Genomic DNA, 20600 nt, shown 5'->3' on the forward strand with positions numbered 1-20600 from the left:
GTTTCTTCCCTTCTCCCCTTGTGGGAGAAGGTGGATCGCTGACGCGAAGCGGCAGCGAGACGGATGAGGGGTCTGTCTCCGCGGATGGAGTCCCCTCATCCGCCTTCCCTTCGGGAAGGCACCTTCTCCCACAAGGGGAGAAGGAAGATCACCGCGTCCTGCGAAACGTCAAATTGATCCGCTTCCGCCCGAGCAGCGCGTGCTCGCCCTCGGCCAGGGGTGCGACGCCGTGATAGGCGAGCCTGGACGGGCCGCCCCAGACCACGACATCGCCATGCACGAGGCGGAAGCGGCGCGGCTTGTCGCTGCGCGCGAGGCCGCCGAACAGGAAGGTCGCGGGCAAGCCGAGCGAGACCGAGACGATCGGCGCCGAATAATCCAGCTCGTCCTTGTCCTGATGCAGCGAGAGCCGCGTGCCGGGCTCGTAGCGATTGACGAGGCACGCATCGGGCGCGAAGTTCTGGAAGCTGCCCTGCTCCGCCGCGTTGCGGGCGAGATCACGGAGCACTTGCGGCATCGCCGGCCAGGGCGCGCCGGTTCGCGGGTCGATCGGATCATAGCGATAGCCGGTGTGATCGGTGATCCAGCCGCGCTCGCCGCAATTGGTCATCGCGACCGACATCAGATGGCCGCCCGGCGTCGTCATCCGCCGGAACGGCGACTGCGCCACGATGGCACGCACCGCGTCGATCAGCTCGCGCTCGATCGGCTTGACGAAGCCGCGCAGCAGCACGGCGCCGTCGGCGATGTCCTCGCGCGACGGCTGCGCCTCGGCAACGTTGTCGAACAGATCAGCCGTCAATCGCAGCGCTCATTTGGCATCGTGAAAGATCACACCCAGCGTGTGGCGCTGACCAGAGCGAATCCGGCTGACGCCATGGCGCATGTTAACGCGGTAGGTGCCGCGTGTCCCCTGTACCGGGCGGTGATGCACGGCAAAGGCGACCGCATCACCCTGCATGAGCGGAACCACCTCGGCACGCGACTGCATGCGCGGCCGCTGCTCGGTCAGCACGAACTCGCCGCCGCTGAAGTCGCGGCCGGGCTCGGACAAGAGGATCGCGACCTGGACCGGGAACACATGCTCGCCATAGAGGTCCTGGTGCAGGCAATTGAAGTCGCCGGCTTCATATTGCAGCAGCAGCGGCGTCGGCCGTGACTGGCCCGACTCATGGCAGCGCTTCAGGAACGCCGCGTGCGCCTGGGGATAACGGATGTCGATCCCCATCGCCTCGTTCCAGCGATTGGCGACGGCTTGAAGATGCGCGTAAAGCGCCGGACGCAGCTGCGCGATCAGATCGGGCAGCGGATAGGAGAAATATTTGTACTCGCCGCGGCCAAAGCCGTGGCGGCCCATGACGATGCGGCTGCGGAAGTGCGCGTCATCGGGATAGAGGGTGGCGATGGCGCGGCATTGGTCCGGCGTCAGCAGGCCCTTGAGGACGGCGCAGCCCTGGGCGTCGAGCTCGGCGGTGATTTGCGGCCAGTCGAGGGTGTCGACGTGGGCGGCTGGGTCGGCGGAGGGCGGCGAACGAGACGTTTTGCGTGCTGTTGCTGTCATGGCTGCGACTTTCGCAATGCGTCCCCTCTGCAGCCACCCGATTTCCGATTACTTTCCCGTCATTGCGAGCGAAGCGAAGCAATCCAGAGTGTCTCCGCGGAGGGAACCTGGATTGCTTCGTCGCTTCGCTCCTCGCAATGACGCGGAGAGAGTCCCGCTCGCAATGACGACGGAGAGAACTAGCCCCTCACCGGCAGCGTCACCACGTCGTAGCCGTGCCTGATCGTCCGCTTCAGCACGGGGTCTTCCAACTCGAAGTCGAAGCGGTCCGCCGGGCGGATGCCGCCCTTGGCGGCAAAGGTGCCGCCGAACATGGCGCAGCCGTCGGGGAACTTGCCGCCCTCGAAACCTCGCGCGATGAGATCAGTGACGGGCAGCATCGCGTCCAGCGTGCCCTCCTGGTAGAGCACGCGCTCGCCCTTGATCGTGGCGTAGGAGCGCAGGATCATCTTGTCCCAGTGACCGATGACATCCTCGAGCTCCCACAGCGTGGAGGCGACCGGCTTGTCGCACATCTGCTTGGACACCGTGACGTTGTAGGCCTCGACCTTGCGGTCGGTGTGGTCGGAACCGCAGCCGACGAAGATGCGGCCCTGCCAGCCGATCAGCACGAACTCGACCTCGCCGGAGGAGTCCCCGCCGCAGCATTCGATGCTGTCTTCCTGGGTCAGCCGGCGCGCGGAGGCGCGGTAGTAGATCGGCGTCGAGGCCGGCGGAGCGATGCCCATCTCTTGCAGCTCGGCGATGTGCTTGTCGCGCGCAACGGGGTCGCGGCCGGTCCAGCCGGCGATGACCATCTGGTCGATCGCGAGCGTCAGCGGCGTGGTGGTGTCCTGGGCATCGACGGTGAAAGTGAGATCAAACACGAATGACAGCCTCCATGCCGGCAGCAAGTTCAAAGATGCGGCGGTCCGAGCCGCCCGCCCCCGCGAGCATCAAGCCGACGGGAACGTCGCCCTCGCGGTGCGCGGGCAACGAGATGGCGCAGCCGTCGATCATGTTGATCAGGGTGCAATTGCGCAGCGCACGCAGATTTTGCGTGGTGAACGCCTTGTCGTCGGCCAAGTCGGAAATCTTCGGCGGCGTGTTGGCGGTGGTCGGCAGCACCAGGGCGTCATAGGGCGCGATGCGCCCGTTGACGCGGGCGATCAGCGAGCGGCGCTCGTTCAGGAGATCGATGTAGTTTGCCGCGCTCTGCGCCTCGCCGCGCATGATGCGCACCGACACGCGCGGATCGTAGACGTCGCCCTTGGCGGTGATGAGATAGCGATGCCAGGCGTAGCTTTCCGCGGCGGCAAAGCCGCCCTTCGCGTTCATCGGACCGATATCGTGGAACTCCGTCATCTCGATGCGCTCGATCGCGGCGCCGTGGTCGGCAAGCGTCTTCAGCGCGCGCTCGAAGGTCTCGGCGACCGCCGCATCGAGATCGTCGAGCGCGATCGTGGTGGGCACCGCGAGCCGCATGCCCTTCACGGGACGCGGCTTCAGCGGAACGATCGGCTCGTTCGCCAGCACCGCGTCGAGAATGGCACAGCAGCTGACCGATCGCGCCAAGGGCCCGATGCTGTCGAGCGAGAACGACAGCGGCACCGAGCCGTCGAGCGGCACGCGGCGCTGCGTCGGCTTGTAGCCGACGATGCCGTTATAGGCGGCCGGAATGCGGCAGGAGCCGCCGGTGTCGGTGCCGAGCGCGCCATGCGCCATGCCGTCGAGCACCGAGACCGCGGCGCCCGAGGACGAGCCGCCGGGCACATGGCCCTCGGCGCGGTTCCAGGCGCCTTTCGGCGTGCCGTAATGCGGATTGATGCCGATGCCGGAATAGGCGAACTCGGTCATGTTGGTCCGCCCGATCACGACGAAGCCGGCGTGGCGCAGCCGCGCAACCGCCGGCGCATCGTGCTCCGCTGGATCGGAATCGTCGAGCGCGCGAGAGCCGGCGCGCGTCGTCTGCCCCCTGATATCGAAGAGGTCCTTGATCGAGACCGGGATACCCGCATAGGGCGACGGCGCCGCCTTGACCCTGCGCAGGGCATCCATCGCATCCGCGGTCGCGAGCGCGGCGTCCTTGTCGACATGGATGAAGGCGCGCTGGCCTTCACCGGCGGGGTCGGCGATCCTGGCGATGCACGCCTCCACCAGCTTGCGGGAGGTGGTGCGGCCGCTTTCAAGGTCTTCGGCCAGTTTCGCCAGTGTCGGAAAATCGGGCATGTCTGTCTCACGGAATATTGGCGCGCGCAATCTATAGCGCTGCCTCAGTTCGACACAAGCATTGTGCGCATGATGGCATGCATGCGCATTGCTGGACCGTTGACGCACGATGGTCGATTGTCGCATCAAGATCGAAACGGGCGGGCGTCAAGCCTGCCCCTTGTCAAAAGAAGTCCTGGGAGGGCGTTCCGAGATGGCCGAACCGCAGCGCGCGCGACCGAAACCGACGCCGGAAACCCAGCATTTCTGGGACGGCGCGAAAGCGGGCGAATTGCGGCTGCAACGCTGCGATGCCTGCGCGCATGTCTACTTCCCGCCGCGCCCGTTCTGCCCCTCCTGCGCCTCGCGCAAGGTCAGCATCTTCAAGGCGAGTGGCAAGGGTTTCCTCTACAGCTACGTGATCAACCACCGGCCCGCCGCGCCCGGCTTCACGCCGCCCTACGCGATTGCGGTGGTCGAGCTCGACGAGGGCCCACGGATGATGAGCAACATCATCGACTGCCCGCAGACCCCGGAGGCGCTCGAGCTCGACATGAAGCTCGAAGTCGCTTTCCAGGAGCTCGACGACAAAATCACCCTCCCCGTCTTCCGTCCGGCGAAGGGGTAGACCATGCGCACGAACCAGGTTGCCGTCGTCGGCGCGGCCGAGACCACCGAGCTCGGAATCATCCCCAATGCCTCGCAGCTCCAGCTCCACGCGGATGCGGCGCTCAATGCCATCGCGGATGCCGGCCTGAAACTGTCCGACATCGACGGTTTCGCCACCGCGGTCGAAACACCGCAGCAGGTCTGCCACTATCTCGGCATCAAGCCGACCTGGGTGGACGGCACCTCGGTCGGCGGCTGCTCGTTCATGCTGCACGTCCGCCATGCCGCGGCGGCGATCGAGGCTGGTCTCTGCAAGACCGTGCTGATCACGCATGCGGAGAGCGGCAAGTCCATGATCGGTAAATTGCCGCGCTCGACGCCGGCGGACAGCCTCAATGGCCAGTTCGAGGTGCCCTATGGCGTCTACGGACCGCCCAGCATGTTCCCGATCCCCGTGCTGCGCTTCATGAAGACCTACGGCATCACGCATGAGCAGCTCGCCTCGGTGGCGGTGGTGCAGCGCGAATGGGCGGCGAAGAATCCGCGGGCGATGATGAAGGACCCGATCACGGTTGCCGACGTCCTCAATTCGCGCATGATCGCCTATCCGTTCCGCTTGCTTCAGTGCTGCCTCGTTACCGATGGCGGCGGCGCGCTGATCCTGACCTCGGCCGACCGCGCCAGGGATTTTCCGAGGAAGCCGGTCTACATCATGGGCACCGGCGAGAGCGTGGAAACGCCGATGGTCAGCCAGATGGAGACGTTCAACTCCTCCCGCGCGTTCAAGACCGCGGGTCCGCTGGCGTTCAGGGAGGCCGGCATCGCACACAAGGACGTCGATCATCTCATGATCTACGACGCGTTTGCGCATCTGCCGCTGTTCGGCCTCGGTGATCTCGGCTTCATGCCGTATGAGGAGACAGGCAGGTTCATCGCGGAGGGCAACACGCGGCCCGGCGGCAAGCTGCCGCTCAACACCAATGGCGGCGGCCTCTCCTACATGCATTCGGGCATGTACGGCATGTACGCGCTTCAGGAGAGCGTGCGGCAGATGCGCGGCATCGCGCCGGCACAGGTGCCGAATGCGAAGATTTCCGTGTGCCACGGCGTCGGCGGCATGTTCGCGGCGAGTGGCACGATCGTGTTTACGAACGAGAGGTAATTGCTGTCATTCCGGGGCGGCGCGAAGCGACGAGCTATGATGCGCAATTGCGCATCTGAGAATCCATACCCCCGATGGTGGTTATGGATTCCGGGCTCGCGCCAAGAGGCGCGCCCCGGAATGACGGCGGAATTTGGAACGCATAGCGGAGAACCCACATGAGCAAATCACTTCAGGACAAGGTCATCATCGTCACCGGCGCAGGCCGCGGCATCGGGCGCGAGATCGCGCTGCTCTGTGCTGCCGAAGGCGCCAAGGTCGTCGTCAACGATCCCGGCGGGGCCGCTGACGGCGCGGGCACCAGCGCCACGCCCGCGGAAGAAGTGGTGGAGGAGATCAAGAAGCGCGGCGGCACGGCCGTCGCCAATTTCGAGTCGGTGGCCGAAGCGATCCCTGCCAGCAAGATCGTGAAGACTGCGACCGATGCCTTCGGCAAGCTCGACGGCGTCGTCAACAATGCCGGCATTTTGCGCGACATGATCTTCCACAAGATGAGCGTGGAAGCGTTCGAGGCCGTCATCAAGGTGCATCTGATGGGCTCGTTCTACGTCAGCCACGCCGCGGCGCGCATCTTCCGCGAGCAGGAGAGCGGCTCCTTCGTCCACTTTACCTCGACCTCGGGCCTGATCGGCAACTTTGGCCAGGCGAATTACGCCGCCGCCAAGCTCGGCATCATCGGGCTATCGAAATCGATCGCGCTCGACATGGGGCGCTTCAACGTCCGCTCCAACTGCGTCTCGCCGTTCGCCTGGACGCGCATGATCGGCACCATCCCGACCGAGACCGAGGCCGAGAAGGCCCGTGTCGAGAAGATCAAGCAGATGGGGCCGGAGAAGATCGCGCCGATCTGCGCTTATCTGCTCTCCGACGCCGCCAAGGACGTCACCGGGCAGATCTTCGGCGCGCGCATGAACGAGCTGTTCCTGTTCAGCCAGAACCGCCCGCTGCGCTCGGTGCACCGGAGCGAGGGCTGGACGCCGCAGTCGATTGCGGAACACGGCATGCCGGCGCTGAAGGGATCGTTCTACAAGCTCGATCGTTCGGCCGACATCTTCCCCTGGGACCCCGTGTAGGGATTCCCGTCTAGCCACATTTTTGGCATCCCTGCGCTGCGGTCTCTGGTTGTCTGGTCCGGAGATCGCCCCGCTTTATGCCTGAATGCGGGCGAATGGTGTCCTCCCAACAAACTTTGGGAGGAAACCATGACAAGAATACTGACCAACTCCGACGACACGACAGCAACCGGCGGTCTCGGCCGCCGTACGCTCCTCAAGGGCGCGGCAACTGTCGCCGCAATCAGCCTGCTCGCCACGAAGGCCGACGCCCGCGACTTCGGCGCCAATGCCGAGCCGCAGCGCTACCCCGACCCTGACATCCTCGTCATCGATCCCAAGCGCTTCAAGGCCAAGGTCGGCAACACCACGATCAAGCGGCTCTACACTGGCTGCCTGTGGGCGGAAGGACCGGCGTGGAATGCGCAGGGACAATATCTCGTCTGGAGCGACATTCCGGCCAATCGGCAGCTGCGCTATCTCGACGACGACGGCCATATCTCCGAGCAGTTCCACAAGCCGTCGAACGAGGCCAACGGCAACTCGTTCGACACCGAGGGACGCCAGATCACCGCCGAGCGGACCCGTCTCGTCCGCTACGAGCACGACGGCGCGGTGACGACGTTGGCCGAGCAGGCGGGCGGCAAGCCACTGAACGGGCCGAACGACATGGTCGTGCATCCCAACGACAAGGCGATCTGGTTCACTGATCCCGGCTATGGCGCGATCAGCATCTACGAGGGCAAGCTCGCCAACACAGGCTCGCTGCAGCCCTACCAGAAGGAAGCGGTCTACCGGCTGGACGCACAGACGGGACAGGTCGCGAAGGTCGCCGACGAGCCGTTCAAGCCGAACGGCATCGCGTTCTCTCACGACTACAAGAAGCTCTATGTCTGCGACACCGGCATCACGCATTATCCGCAAGCCGAGAACGTGGTGTGGTCCTACGACATCGACGGGCCGAAACTGTCGAACCCGAAGAAGCTGATCGACATGAAGCTCGAGGGCAAGTCAGGCTTCCCCGATGGATTGCGCGTCGACACCGAGGGCAATATCTGGGTTGGCGCCGGCTGGGTTGGCCCCGGCTATGACGGCGTGCAGGTGTTCTCGGGCGCCGACGGCGCGCGGATCGGGCAGATCCTGCTGCCGGAGACCTGCGCCAACCTCTGCTTCGGCGGCAAGAAGCGCAACCGCCTGTTCATGACCGCGAGCCAGTCGCTGTATTCGGTCTATGTGGAGACGCAGGGCGCGCATTTCTGTTGAGTGCTACGCTCTCACCACGCGTCATGGCCGGGCTTGACCCGGCCATCCACGTGGTAGCGCAAGCGAGGGAAGCCGTCATGGCCGGGACAAGCCCGGGCATGACGGCTGAGTGTGTGGCGGCAGCGTCGCCCCTACCCCGTATTCCTCAACCCCGCCGAGATGCCGTTGATCGTCAGCTGAATCCCGCGCAGCACCTGCTCGTCCGGGTTCTGCGCGCGGTGCTCTTTCAACAGCTCGACCTGCACGTGGTTGAGCGGATCGAGATAGGGGAAGCGGTGGCGCACCGAGCGCTCCAGCAGCGGATTGCCTTGCAGCAGGCGGTCCTGCCCCATGATGTCGAGCAGCGTCTCGATGCAGGAATGCCATTCGCGGCGGATGCGGCCGAAGATTTTTTCGCGCAAGGCCTCGTCCGGCACCAGCTCGGCATAGCGCGAGGCGATCGCAATCGAACTCTTGGCCAGCACCATGTCCATGTTCGACAGCAGCATGCGGAAGAACGGCCATTCCTTGTAGAGCTCTTTCAGGAACGGCATGCCCTGCTGCGGATGCGCCGCGATCCACTGCTCGACCGCGCTGCCAAAGCCGTACCAGCCCGGCAGCATCAGGCGGCATTGCGCCCAGGAAAACACCCAGGGAATGGCGCGCAGGTCTTCGATCGCGCGGGTCTTCTTGCGCGAGGCCGGACGGCTGCCGATGTTCAGCGTCGCGATCTCGTTGATGACCGTCGAGGCCCAGAAGTAATCGACGAAGCCGTCGGTCTCGTAGACGAGGCCGCGATAAGCCCTAAACGCAAGGTTGGACAGCTCGTCCATCGCGGCGAGATATTCGCGGCGCGGCGCGCTCTGGCGCGGCTGAAGCAGGCTCGCATCCAGCGTGGCGGCGGCGAGGATCTCCAGATTGTTGCGGCCGACCTCGGCGTTGGAATATTTCGACGAGATGATCTCGCCCTGCTCGGTGATGCGGATCTGGCCATTCACCGCGCCGCCAGGCTGCGCGATGATGGCGTCATAGCTCGGCCCGCCGCCGCGGCCGACCGAGCCGCCGCGGCCGTGGAACAGGCGCAGCCTTACGTGATGGCGCTCGAACACCTCGACGAGACCGATCTCGGCCTTGTAGAGCTCCCAGCCCGAGGTGACGAAGCCGCCGTCCTTGTTGCTGTCGGAGTAGCCGAGCATGACCTCCTGCACGCTGCCGCGGCTGTCGACGAGGCGGCGGTAATCGTGCAGCGACAGCATGCGGTCCATGATGCCGGATGAAGCCTGCAGATCCTCGATGGTCTCGAACAGCGGCACGATGTTGATGGCGCTGCGCCCGGAGGGATGGACGAGGCCCACTTCCTTCAAGAGCACCGCGACCTCGAGCATGTCGGACATGCCCTTGCACATCGAGATGATGCACTGGGGGATCGCATCCGAGCCGAACTTCGCATGCGCTTCGGCTGCGGCATGGAAGACGTTGAGCTCGCCCATGGTCTCGTCGCTGTACTTCACGAACGGCGAGACCAGCGCGCGCGTCGAGCGCAGCTCGTTGGTGAGCAGCGAGATGCGCGCGTCCTCGCCGAGCGCGAGATAGGACATGCCGGGATTGGCGGCATCCATCAGCTCGGCGATGGTGCGCTCGTGCACCGCCGAATTCTGGCGGATGTCGAGCCGCGCCAGATGAAAGCCGAAACAGTCCACCGCGCGGCGGAGCAACCGCAGCCGGCCGCGGGCAATGACGCGGGCATTGTTGGAGATCAGCGAGCGGTGCAGCACGTCGAGATCGGCCTGCAATTCCCTGACGCTCTCGTAAGGCTTCCCCTTGCCGACCGGCCGGCGCGTGATCTCGACCTCGAGCTTTTCCGCCGTTGCGGTGAGACGGGCATAGATGCCGGAGACCGCGAGCCGATAAGGCTCGCCGCTCCGATGCGGCGAGGTGTCGGGCGATCGCTCCGCCAGCGTGCGCAGCTCCTCGGAGACGTCGGCGAGATGCGCCGCGATCGACAGTTCCGAGCCGAGCACGTGCAGCTCTTCGAGGTAGAACTGCATCACCCGGCTCGACTGCAGCCGCAGCGTGCCGCGCATGACGTCGGCGGTGACGAAGGGATTGCCGTCGCGGTCGCCGCCGATCCAGCTCCCCATGCGCAGGAACGAGGCGAGCTCGTGTGCTGCCGCCTCGCCGCCCTCCTCCAGCCGGTCCTCCAGCACGTTGACCAGCCGCGGCACCTCGCGCAGGAAGGTGTAGTCGTAGAACGACAGGCCGTTGGCGACCTCGTCGAGCACGGTGAGCTTGGTGCGGCGGAGCAGATTGGTCTGCCACAGCGTCAGCACCTCGCGGCGCAGCTGCTCGTCGCTGGCGGCGGCCTCGTCCGCGGTCAGCGCGACACGCTCGCGGCGGTCGAGCAGCGCGGCGACCTCCATCTCGCGGTCCATGGTGCTCTTGCGGCGGACCTCGGTCGGGTGCGCGGTCAGGACCGGGCTGACCAGCGCGGTCCTGAAGAAGCCGCGCAAGGTATCGGAGTTGATGCCCGCGGCCTTGGCCTTGGCCAGGGCCTCCGCCAGCACACCGGAGCCGCCGCCCTTGCCGGCACGCATCTGGCGGATGTTGTTCTGGTCCTCGGCGATGTTGGCGAGATGGGAGAAATAGCTGAAGGCGCGAACGATCCGCACCGTCTCGGAGGTCGACATGCTGTCGAGGATCTGCTCGAGCTCGCGGCGGGCGAGCCGGTCCTCGTCGCGGTGGAACCGGATCGAGGTCTGCCGGATGCGCTCGACCAGGTCGAACACGTCGGCGCCCTCCTGGTCGCGCACGGTGTCGCCCAGGATGCGCCCGAGCAGGCGAATGTCGTCGCGCAGCCGCGCTTCCGCTTCCGTGACCTGAACGTCCTCGGGGCGGTTGGAGCGGTGATCAGGCGCGTCGGATGGTATGGTCTGGAGGGACATTGGCTCGCTCCCCTGAGTAGAGCTCCGTATGGCTCCCCGGCCGACCGAGTGTGCAAGTTTTTTGCCGCAGCGCAAGACGAAGTTGGGGGCGGCGCACACCCAGGGGGCTAGAGCGCGAAGACAATCGTCCTCGCGCTCTAGGTTGTTGTTTAGGCATGATCTTTTCGGAAAACCGCTTCGCACTTTTCCGGATCATGCCTATGCCGGCACGATCACCTTGCCGATCGGCCAGAGCGCGATGCCGGCGAGCTTCAGATGGGCCCAGGCGAAGGGGATGCCGATGATGGTGATCGCGAGCACCAGCGCGGTCACGAGGTGGCCGAGCGCCAGCCACCAGCCGGCGAGCACGAACCAGATGATGTTGCCGATCACCCCGAGCGGGCCGGTGCCGATATCGCTCTCGCCGGTGACCTCGTAGCGGCTGACCGCGCGCGAGCCGAACGGCAGCAGCGTGTAGACGGCGATGTTGAACGCCGCCCGCGCCCAGGGCAGGCCGATGATGGTGACGGCCATGATGACCGCAGCCACCAGCCAGCCGAACGCCATCCAGGCGCCGCCGATGAGAATCCAGAGAATGTTGAGCAGGATGGAAACGGGGGACATGGGACGATCCGCGGGTCAGTGATCCCTCACTATAACACGATGCCCGAGGTCATAGTCCATGACGCCGGCTGCGTTCGGCCCGCAGCGACGTGCCGACAAACCCAACATCTTCGATCCCTCGCGAAATATCCTTCGCGCAGAGCCAAAGCGTCAGCGCGACAGCGCCAATCGCGCCCAATCCCGAGATGAGAAGCGGATTCGGGCAGAATATGACGAGAAAATTGTCGAGCGGAACGGATCCAGTTGGCCAGCGCGGTGTGCAAGAAAATGACAGTGCCCAACCGCAAAGCATCACGGCGGCGGCGTTCGCTCCGGCCAGGGCCCCCACGACGATCGCGAGACCCTTCGTCATGGAGAGTGCGAGATCAACCAACTTCACGACGGCGCAGCATGCGAGCGCGACGATGATCATCAGCCCCCATCCGGAAGCCCCCGCGGCGACGGTCTGGGCCTGACCGCTCCATGTCCACAGCGCAGTGACGCAGACGAGCAACGTCAGATTGACCTTCACGGCTTCGGGAAACTTGCAACGAAGCGCATAGGCATTCGCCTTCTCGACCAGGTCCAGCACCGCGCAGGCGATCAATCCGGCGGCAAAGCCACCGAGATGGACACCCCAGTCGATACGCGAGTTGCTGAGCGCGAACGCGATGTTCAAGCCGATGTTGATCGCGAAGAAGTCGAACCTGACGTCGAGCTTGCCGAGGATCCACAGGCAGAGCAGCGCACCAAGAATGCCAGACGTGGCGCCGGACGCTCCGACGGTCAAATAGGGGGTGGAATGAATGCCATTGCCGATGACGGCGCCGAACACCATCGCGCAGAGATAGATGATGAGGAAGTAGGCCGGCCCGATCCGTCTTTCGAGATGTCCTCCCCACAGCACAAGACACAGCATGTTCATCGTCAGATGAACGAAATTGACATGCAGGAAGCCGTAGGCGACGAGCCGCCAATACTCATGCCGCGCGATTGCGGTCGAATACATGCCGCCGTAGCGATACAGCAGCTCCGCCGGCGCTGACGGGCCGCCCGCCTGGATGAAGCAGATTCCCGATACGAGGACCGTCACGGTCATGACCGCGTAGACGGCGGCGTGCGGGATTTCGAAAAAGCCGGGGCTGCTGCGGTATGCGGGCATGAAAGAATCGCGATCGGATGCAAATGGAAATCGCAGCGTAGCGAACCCAATCGGCAATTGCCACCCTTGCGTGCACCGTCTCGCGTGCATATCATACGGGTCGTGCAGCATCCTCGCTCATGGGCGGGACAGGCGAAGTCGATTGTCTCCGACGAGAGTTCGCGAGCCACCCATTGATCTCGGCGCGATTGCCTCGAATGGCCTCGCCGGCTCTTTCTCGATCAAAACCGGCGTTTCATCGAACTGACGTGCACACGGCCCAGAATGGCACGCCGCTTGAAACATTCGGCAGGCGTTGGCGTTGCCGTCGCGGCCATTGGGGCTTGGGGATTCACATGTCCGATTTCATCATCGAGGAGGGCCTGCCCGATCCGCTGGGTGCCCATTGGAGCGGCAAGGGCACGAATTTCGCGGTGTTCTCCGCCAACGCCACCAAGGTCGAGGTCTGCCTGTTCGATGGCGAGCGAGAGACGCACCGCTTCGAGCTGCCGGAATATACCGACTAGGTCTTTCACGGCTACATCGCCGGGTGCGGTCCGGGCATCTTCTACGGCTACCGCGTCTACGGCCCCTATCAGCCCGACGCGGGTCATCGCTTCAATCCCAACAAGCTGCTGCTCGATCCCTATGCGCGGGCCCATGCCGGAAGCCTGACATGGGACCCGGCCGTGTTCGGCTACAAGATGGAGACCGGCGACGACCTCACCTTCGACGAGCGTGACAGCGCGCCGTTCATGCCGAAATGCGTGGTGGTCGATCCCGATTTCGACTGGCAGGCCGAGGCGGCGCGGCAGAACGTCCATTGGGACGAAACCATCGTCTACGAGACCCATGTCAAAGGCTTCACGAAGAAGCACCCCGATGTTCCGGAGAACCTTCGCGGCACCTATGCCGGCTTCGCCGCGCCGGAGCTGATCGCCCATCTGACATCGCTCGGCGTGACCTCGATCGAGCTGCTGCCGATCCATTCCTTCATCAATGATGACAATCTCCTGAAGAAGAACCTCGTCAATTACTGGGGCTACAACACCATCGGCTTCTTCGCGCCCGATCCGCGCTACGCCTCCGACGTGCCGAACAGCCTGCGCGAATTCAAGGAGATGGTGTCGAAGCTGCACGGCGCCGGGCTCGAGGTGATCCTCGACGTCGTCTACAACCACACCGCCGAAGGCAACGAGCTCGGGCCGACGCTGTCCTTCAAGGGCATCGACAATGCGAGCTACTACCGCCTGCTGCCGGACCGGCGGCGCTATTACATCAACGACACCGGCACCGGAAACACCGTCAATCTCTCCCATCCGCGCGTGATCCAGATGGTGATGGACTCGCTGCGCTACTGGGCCGGGCATATGCATATCGACGGCTTCCGCTTCGATCTCGGCACCATTCTCGCCCGCGAGGTTTACGGCTTCGACGAGCAGAGCGGCTTCCTGAAGGCAATGGACCAGGATCCGCTACTGTCGACGGTCAAGCTGATCGCCGAACCCTGGGATTGCGGCCCCGGCGGATACCAGGTTGGCGGCTTCCCGCCCGGCTGGGCGGAGTGGAACGACAGGTTTCGCGACACCGCGCGCGACTATTGGCGCGGCGAGGCGCCGCCGTCTGCGCTCGCATCGCGGCTGCTCGGCTCCGGCGACATCTTCGCCCGCTGGGGCGGCCGCCGCTCCTGGGCCAGCGTCAATTTCATCACCGCCCATGACGGTTTCACGCTGAACGACTGGGCGAGCTACAACGACAAGCACAATGAGGCCAATGGCGAGGGCAACCGCGACGGCAATTCCAACAACCGCTCCTGGAACTGCGGCGTCGAGGGCCCGACCGACAACAAGAACGTCATTGCGCTGCGCGAACGGCAGAAACGCAACATGCTGGCGACGCTGCTGCTCTCCCAGGGCACGCCGATGCTGCTGGGCGGCGACGAGTTCGGCCGCACCCAGCAAGGCAACAACAATGCCTATTGCCAGGACAGCGACATCTCCTGGTTCGACTGGAACATGGGCGAGAACGCGCAGAAGCTGCTCGCTTTCAGCAAGCGCGTGATCGAGCTTCGGCGCGACTACCCGATCCTGCGCCGCAGCCGCTTCCTCACCGGCGCGCACGACACCAAGCTCGACATCCGCGACGTCGTCTGGGTCAATGCCAATGGCAGCGAGATGTCGAGCGCCGACTGGCAGACCGGCTGGCTGAAGTGCTTTGGCGTCGTCCTCGACGGCCGTGCGCGAAAAACCGCGATCCCGCGCCGCGGCGAGGACGACAGCGTGCTGATCATCCTCAACGGTTTTGAGGGCGAGGTCGACTTCAAGCTGCCGCACACTTCGGCCGGCCCATGCTGGTCATTGCTGCTCGATACCAATGTCGGGGACGGCGGGTCAGGCGCCCGGTTCGAGTTCGACAGCATCTACAAGGTGCCGGGGCGGTCGTTCCTGCTGTTCGTCGGCGGGGAGCTGGTTTAGGAGCGCAGATCCGCTTTGCCTGTCCATGAAGGCTTTCATGGCACCTTGAGCGTGATGGTCGCGATGTGGTCCGCGACTGCGTAGAGAACTTCCTTCGCAGCGTCGCTCATGACAAATGTTTCCGCATCCGTTATCTCGTAGGGTGGGCAAAGGCGCGCTTGCGCCGTGCCCACCATTGTCTCCGTAGTCGAATTTGGTGGGCACGCTTCGCTTTGCCCACCCTCCGGATTCTCGTCGAATGTCAAATCTTCCGTCCCGCCTGCTCCCAATAGGGATCGCGCAAGCGGCGCTTGAAGATCTTTCCGGAGTCTTCACGCGGCAGCCCGCTGCGGATCTCGATGTGCTTGGGCACCTTGTAATCGGCGAGCGAGGTCTTCAGCCTTGCGCGGACATCGCCGGCATCGAGCGTGACGCCCGCTTGCGGTTCCACCACCGCCATCAATGCCTCGCCGAACTCGGCATCGGGGATGCCGAACACCGCGCAATCATGCACGCCCGGCACGGCATGCAGCACGGATTCGATCTCGGCCGGATAGATGTTGACGCCGCCCGAGATCACCATGTCGCGCTTGCGGTCGCAGATGAAGACGTAACCGTCCGCGTCGATATAGCCGACATCGCCCGAGGTGATGAAACCGCCACGGTCGATCTCGGCGCGCTTCTCCGGCTTGTTATGGTAGGTGAAGTCGGCAAGCTCGGCCATGCGGGAATAGATCTCGCCGATCTCGCCGACGCCGAGCACGCGGCCGTCCTCGCCGATGAAGCGCAGCTCGGCGCCGGGCGAAATCTTGCCGACCGTACCCGGCTTCTTCAGCGCATCCTCGGAAGTTGCGAAGGTGACGGCGCTTGATTCCGTCGAACCGTAGAACTCGTAGATCACCGGCCCCCACCATTCGATCATGGCGCGCTTGACGTCGGCCGGGCACGGCGCGGCGGCATGGATGACGTGGCGGAGCGAGGAGACGTCGTACTTCCTGCGCACCTCTTCCGGCAGCTTCATCAGGCGAATGAACATGGTCGGCACCATGAAGATGGTGTCGATCTTGTAGCGCTGGATGAGCTCCAGAAATTCTTCGGCCTCGAAGCGCGGCATCAGCACCAGCGCGCCGCCGAGTTTCCCCGCGCGGATGCCGAACGAATTCGGCGCGGAATGATAGAGCGGCCCCGGCAGCAGCGCGCGGGCATTGGGCTTGAGGCCATAGATCATCGCGCGCATGCGTTCGCCGGCGGCCTGCTGCCCCGGCGTCGGAGCATTGCGCCGCACGCCCTTGGGATGGCCTGTCGTGCCTGACGTGTAGATCATGTTCATCGGCTGCGGCACGACCGGGCCGTCATAGGGCTGGAATTGCGCGAGCCAGGGCTCGAAATCGATCGCGAAATCCGGCGTCTTCAGATGATCGGGATCGATCTTGTAGTTGGACAGGATCTCCGGCGGCGTCGGCACGCTGAGCGCGGTGACGCCTTTGGGAATCGCATCGCGCAGGGCATGCAGCATGTCGGCATGCCCGATCAGCACGGACGTGCCGGTGTCGTTCAGGATGTAGTTGATCTCCTCGGGCTTGAAGTGCCAGTTGATCGGCACGCCATAGGCCCCCAAACGCATCGCGGCGTATGCGGCCTCCAGGAAGGCGATGTCGTTGCGCATCAGCATGCAGACGCAATCGCCCTGGCGGACGCCGATCTTGGCGAGGCCGGAGGCGATGCGATCGGCGCGATTGGTGACCTCGGCGTGGGAACGGCGGCGATCGCCGGAGATGATGCCGAGGAATGGGGACGTTTCGCTCATTATTGTTTTTCTTTATTGTTGTGCGCCGATCTTAGTTAGTCGTCATCACCGGGCTTGTCCCGGTGATCCACGTTCCTGCTTCGTCGCCTGGATCAAGAACGTGGATGGCCGGGACATCTAGCGCGAAGACGCGCTTCGCGCTTTTGCCCGGCCATGACGGAGAGTCTCAATCCGCAAACTTCGCCGCGCGCTTTTCTAGATTGGAGCGCACCGCCTCGGTCTGGTTCGCACTGCCGATCAGCTTCTGCTGCTCGACGGACTCCGCGAGCAGCGCCGGCCCCGGATCGACCGAGAGATTGTTCAAGAGGCGCTTCGCCGCGCGGATCGCATCGGGGCTCTTGCCGGCGATCTCGCGCGCGACTTCGAGTGCCGCAGCGCGTGGATCGTCACAAATGCGCGTGGCGAGACCATATGTCATCGCTTCCTGCGCGGAGAAGATGCGGCCGGTATAGGTGAGATCGCGCAGGATGTCGTCGCGCACGAGCGAGGCCAGGATCGGCGTGCCCGCCATGTCGGGGACGAGGCCCCATTTGATCTCCATGATCGACATCCGCGCATCTGCGCTGAGAAATCGCATGTCGGCGCCGAGCGAAAGCTGAAATCCGCCACCGAAGGCAACGCCATGGACCGCCGCGATCACTGGAACCGGAAGCTGACGCCATCCCCATACCGCCTGTTGCGGAAAGTTCGCCTGGCCATGCGTCCGCTTGGTGAGATCGCGATTTTCGCCACCCGGAATTCCGTTGCCGCCCTTCTCTTTCATGGCGGCAAAACGCCCCATGTCGAGGCCGGCGCAGAAGGCGCGGCCTTCGCCCGACAGCACGACGGCGCGCAGGCCTTTTTCCTTCGAAAGCCGCTCTGTTGCCGCGACAAGGGCCTCGAACATGGCCTGATCCAGCGCATTCATCTTGTCGGCGCGCACCAGCCGCACGTCGGCAACCCCTTCCGAGATCGAGATCGAGATGCGCTCTTCCATGGATCAATTCTCCCCTGTTCTTGTTCAGTGCCGCTTTACAGGAAGCTGGCGGCCAGATTTAGTCAATCGACCAATTAACTGACAATCCGTACGGGAGAAACAGCCATGTTCAAGGAAAATCTTCTGGCTGGGCGGCGCATTCTCGTGACCGGCGGCGGCACCGGGCTCGGCAAGTCGATGGCGGCGCGCTTCCTCCAGCTCGGCGCCGAAGTGCACATCTGCGGCCGGCGCAAGATCGTCTGCGACGAGACTGCGACCGAGTTGATGGCCGAGTATGGCGGCCGCGTCACCAGCCACGGCGTCGACATCCGCAATGCGCTCGCGGTCGAGGAGATGATCGAGAATATCTTTCGGGACGGACCGCTGACTGATCTCATCAACAATGCCGCGGGCAATTTCATCTCGCGCAGCGAGGAGCTATCGCCGCGCGGGTTCGATGCGGTCGCCAACATCGTCATGCACGGCACGTTTTACGTGACCCAAGCGGTCGGCAAGCGCTGGATCGCCCTAAAGCAGCCCGGCAACGTCGTCTCGATCACCGTGACTTGGGTGCGCAACGGCTCGCCCTATGTGGTGCCGTCGGCGATGAGCAAGTCGGCGATCCATGCCATGACGATGTCGCTCGCGACCGAATGGGGCCGCTACGGCATCCGCCTCAACACGATCGCGCCGGGCGAGATTCCGACTGAGGGCATGAGCAAGCGCATCAAGCCTGGTGACGAAGCCGGCGCGCGCACCAAGGCGATGAACCCGATGGGCCGCGTCGGCACCATGGAGGAATTGCAGAACCTCGCGGTGTTCCTGATCTCCGGCGGCTGCGACTGGATCAACGGCGAGACCATCGCCATGGACGGCGCGCAGGCGCTCGCGATGGGCGGCAATTTCTACCAGCTGCGCGACTGGAGCGACGACGACTGGAAAGCCGCGCGCGAGAGCATCATGGCGCAGAACGAGAAGGATCGGGCCAAGCGGGGGTGATTGTGCGAAAGCTTGCAAGTGGCTGACACTTTCGCCCCACCCGCAATTGTCGTCCCTGCGAAAGCAGGGACCCATAACCACAGCGAAGAGTTGTAGGGCGAGACAGGCAACTCCGAGTCTTCGCCAAGCCACTCCCTGTGGTTATGGGTCCCGGATCTTCGCTTCGCTCGTCCGGGACGACAGTGGGGCTCCCATCTTGTCTTCACCCACAGATGACGCCACACTCCCGGCATAAAAACAAAACGCCACGGGAGAGACATGTCCACCACACAGCCATTGGCGAACCTCGCCGACATGGTGCGCGAGCGCGCGACGAGCCGCGGCGATGCCATCGCCTACGAGTTCGAGGGCCGCGTCACCAGCTTTGCCGAATTTGATATCAAGACCAACAAGGTCGCCAACGCGCTCCTCGCAATGGGCGTGAAGAAGGGTGACCGCATTGCCTATCTCGGCAAGAACAGCGACCTCTATTTCGAGCTGCTGATGGGCGCGATGAAGGCGGGCGTCGTGATGGCGCCGGTGAACTGGCGGCTCGCGGGGCCCGAGGTCGCCTTCATCGTCGCCGATTGCAAGGCGCCGGTGCTGTTCGTCGGGCCGGAGTTCATCGCGCAGGTCCGGCAGATCAGGGACCAGATACCCGGCGTCCGCACGATCATCACCACCGAAGGCGGCGCGCCGGAATGGCAGGATTTTACAGCGTGGCGCGATGCGCAGAACGGCGACGACCCGAAGGTGCCGATCGACACCAAGGACATTGCGATCCAGCTCTACACCTCGGGCACCACAGGCAAGCCGAAGGGCGCGATGCTGTCGCACGCCAACTTCCTCAACCTCGTCCAAACCGGCAATGCCGAGGACAAGCCGGAGTGGAACCGGTGGTCAACCGACGACGTCTCGCTGGTGGCGATGCCGATCTTCCACATCGGCGGCTCCGGTTGGGGCGTGATGGGGCTCTATCATGGCGCCCGCGGCGTGATCGCCCGCGAGTTCGATCCGACCAAGGTTTTGGATTTCTTCGAGCAGTCGGGCATCACGAAGCTGTTCATGGTGCCGGCGGCGATGCAGTTCGTGGTGCGGCAGCCGCGCGCGAAGACCGTCGATTTCTCGCGATTGAAATACATGCTCTACGGCGCTTCGCCTATACCGGCGGCGCTGCTGAAGGAATGCATCGAGGTCTTCAAATGCGGCTTCGTGCAGATGTACGGCATGACCGAGACGACGGGCACGATCGTCGCGCTGCCGCCGGAGGATCACGTCGAGGGGCTTGAACGCATGCGCTCGGCCGGCAAGGCACTGCCGGGCGTCGAGATCGCAATCCTCGACGTGGACGGCAAGCCGCTGCCGCCGCGTGAGGTCGGCGAGATCGCGACGCGCTCGGGCTCGAACATGGCCGGTTACTGGAATCTGCCTGAAGCCACCGCCGCGACGCTGCGAGGCGACGGCTGGCTGCGCACGGGCGATGCCGGCTATATGGACGAGGACGGCTATCTCTACATCCACGACCGCATCAAGGACATGATTATCTCCGGCGGCGAGAACATCTACCCCGCCGAGGTCGAGAGCGCACTGTGCGATCACCCCGACGTCGCCGAGGCCGCGGTGATCGGCGTGCCCGACGACAAATGGGGCGAGGCGGTGAAGGCCGTCGTCGTGATGAAGCCGGGCAAGCACGCCACCGCCACCGACATCATCAACTTCACCCGCGAGCGCATCGCCGGCTACAAGACGCCCAAGAGCGTCGAGTTCTTGCCGGCCCTGCCGAGGAATCCGTCAGGCAAGATTTTGCGGCGGCAATTGCGCGAGCCGTATTGGGCGGGGAAGGATCGGCGGGTGAATTGATCTGCGGTCCCGTAGGTGGGCAAAGGCGCGAAGCGCCGTGCCCACCATCTCGTTCCGTATACAAAGGGA

Annotated in this window: 15 protein-coding genes and 1 pseudogene; 7 read left to right on the plus strand and 9 right to left on the minus strand. The window is 64.3% G+C overall.

Features of this window, described 5'->3' with window-relative positions; genetic code table 11:
- Nucleotides 1-148 precede the first annotated feature (148 nt).
- The 4 genes from alkB to QA642_RS34225 form a co-directional block, all read right to left on the minus strand.
- Nucleotides 149-802, minus strand: a complete 654-nt coding sequence (gene alkB, locus QA642_RS34210; protein WP_283080821.1) for a DNA oxidative demethylase AlkB — start codon at nt 800-802, stop codon at nt 149-151.
- Nucleotides 803-811: 9 nt separating this feature from the next.
- Entirely contained in the window at nt 812-1561 is a 750-nt protein-coding gene (locus QA642_RS34215; RefSeq protein WP_283080822.1) for a 2OG-Fe(II) oxygenase, read from the minus strand.
- A 179-nt stretch (nt 1562-1740) separates the two neighbouring features.
- Nucleotides 1741-2427 (minus strand): DUF2848 domain-containing protein, encoded by a 687-nt coding sequence (locus QA642_RS34220; RefSeq protein WP_283080823.1) that lies wholly within the window; start codon nt 2425-2427, stop codon nt 1741-1743.
- Nucleotides 2420-3769 (minus strand): amidase, encoded by a 1350-nt coding sequence (locus tag QA642_RS34225; RefSeq protein WP_283080824.1) that lies wholly within the window; start codon nt 3767-3769, stop codon nt 2420-2422. Before QA642_RS34225 ends, QA642_RS34220 begins: the two co-directional genes overlap by 8 nt.
- 193 nt (nt 3770-3962) lie before the next feature.
- Between QA642_RS34225 and QA642_RS34230 the strand changes: the two genes are divergently transcribed.
- From QA642_RS34230 to QA642_RS34245, 4 genes are all read left to right on the plus strand, one after another.
- Nucleotides 3963-4376, plus strand: a complete 414-nt coding sequence (locus tag QA642_RS34230) for a Zn-ribbon domain-containing OB-fold protein (protein ID WP_212369054.1) — start codon at nt 3963-3965, stop codon at nt 4374-4376.
- Nucleotides 4377-4379: 3 nt separating this feature from the next.
- Nucleotides 4380-5519, plus strand: a complete 1140-nt coding sequence (locus QA642_RS34235; RefSeq protein ID WP_283080825.1) for a thiolase — start codon at nt 4380-4382, stop codon at nt 5517-5519.
- Between the two features lie 158 nt (nt 5520-5677).
- On the plus strand, nt 5678-6592 hold the full coding sequence (locus QA642_RS34240) for an SDR family oxidoreductase (RefSeq protein ID WP_283080826.1): 915 nt from the start codon (nt 5678-5680) through the stop codon (nt 6590-6592).
- Nucleotides 6593-6721: 129 nt separating this feature from the next.
- Nucleotides 6722-7834, plus strand: coding sequence for an SMP-30/gluconolactonase/LRE family protein (locus tag QA642_RS34245; protein WP_283080827.1), 1113 nt, complete (start codon nt 6722-6724; stop codon nt 7832-7834).
- Between the two features lie 131 nt (nt 7835-7965).
- Here QA642_RS34245 and ppc read toward each other — a convergent pair whose 3' ends face one another.
- The 3 genes from ppc to QA642_RS34260 form a co-directional block, all read right to left on the minus strand.
- Complete coding sequence (gene ppc / locus QA642_RS34250) at nt 7966-10755, minus strand: phosphoenolpyruvate carboxylase (RefSeq protein ID WP_283080828.1); 2790 nt, start codon at nt 10753-10755, stop codon at nt 7966-7968.
- Nucleotides 10756-10953: 198 nt separating this feature from the next.
- Nucleotides 10954-11358, minus strand: a complete 405-nt coding sequence (locus QA642_RS34255; protein WP_235539507.1) for a YccF domain-containing protein — start codon at nt 11356-11358, stop codon at nt 10954-10956.
- A 49-nt stretch (nt 11359-11407) separates the two neighbouring features.
- Entirely contained in the window at nt 11408-12499 is a 1092-nt protein-coding gene (locus QA642_RS34260; RefSeq protein ID WP_283080829.1) for a rhomboid family intramembrane serine protease, read from the minus strand.
- 335 nt (nt 12500-12834) lie between these two features.
- Between QA642_RS34260 and glgX the strand changes: the two are divergent.
- Nucleotides 12835-14952: pseudogene (gene glgX, locus QA642_RS34265) on the plus strand (glycogen debranching protein GlgX).
- Nucleotides 14953-15193: 241 nt separating this feature from the next.
- On the opposite strand, the gene QA642_RS34270 reads toward glgX, so the two are convergent.
- Both QA642_RS34270 and QA642_RS34275 read right to left on the minus strand, forming a co-directional pair.
- Nucleotides 15194-16738: an acyl-CoA synthetase gene (locus QA642_RS34270; RefSeq protein ID WP_283080830.1), complete on the minus strand. Its 1545-nt coding sequence runs from the start codon at nt 16736-16738 to the stop codon at nt 15194-15196.
- 166 nt (nt 16739-16904) lie between these two features.
- The gene (locus QA642_RS34275; protein ID WP_283080831.1) at nt 16905-17714 is read right to left on the minus strand and encodes a crotonase/enoyl-CoA hydratase family protein; all 810 of its coding nucleotides are present in this window, start codon (nt 17712-17714) and stop codon (nt 16905-16907) included.
- Nucleotides 17715-17819: 105 nt separating this feature from the next.
- On the opposite strand from QA642_RS34275, the gene QA642_RS34280 reads away from it, so the two are divergent.
- Nucleotides 17820-18692 carry an SDR family oxidoreductase gene (locus tag QA642_RS34280; RefSeq protein ID WP_283080832.1) on the plus strand — a complete coding sequence of 291 codons (873 nt, stop codon included), beginning with the start codon at nt 17820-17822 and terminating at the stop codon, nt 18690-18692.
- Between the two features lie 258 nt (nt 18693-18950).
- On the plus strand, nt 18951-20531 hold the full coding sequence (locus QA642_RS34285; RefSeq protein ID WP_283080833.1) for a fatty acid--CoA ligase: 1581 nt from the start codon (nt 18951-18953) through the stop codon (nt 20529-20531).
- Nucleotides 20532-20600 lie beyond the last annotated feature (69 nt).

This window comes from Bradyrhizobium sp. CB2312, from assembly GCF_029714425.1.
Taxonomy (GTDB): domain Bacteria; phylum Pseudomonadota; class Alphaproteobacteria; order Rhizobiales; family Xanthobacteraceae; genus Bradyrhizobium.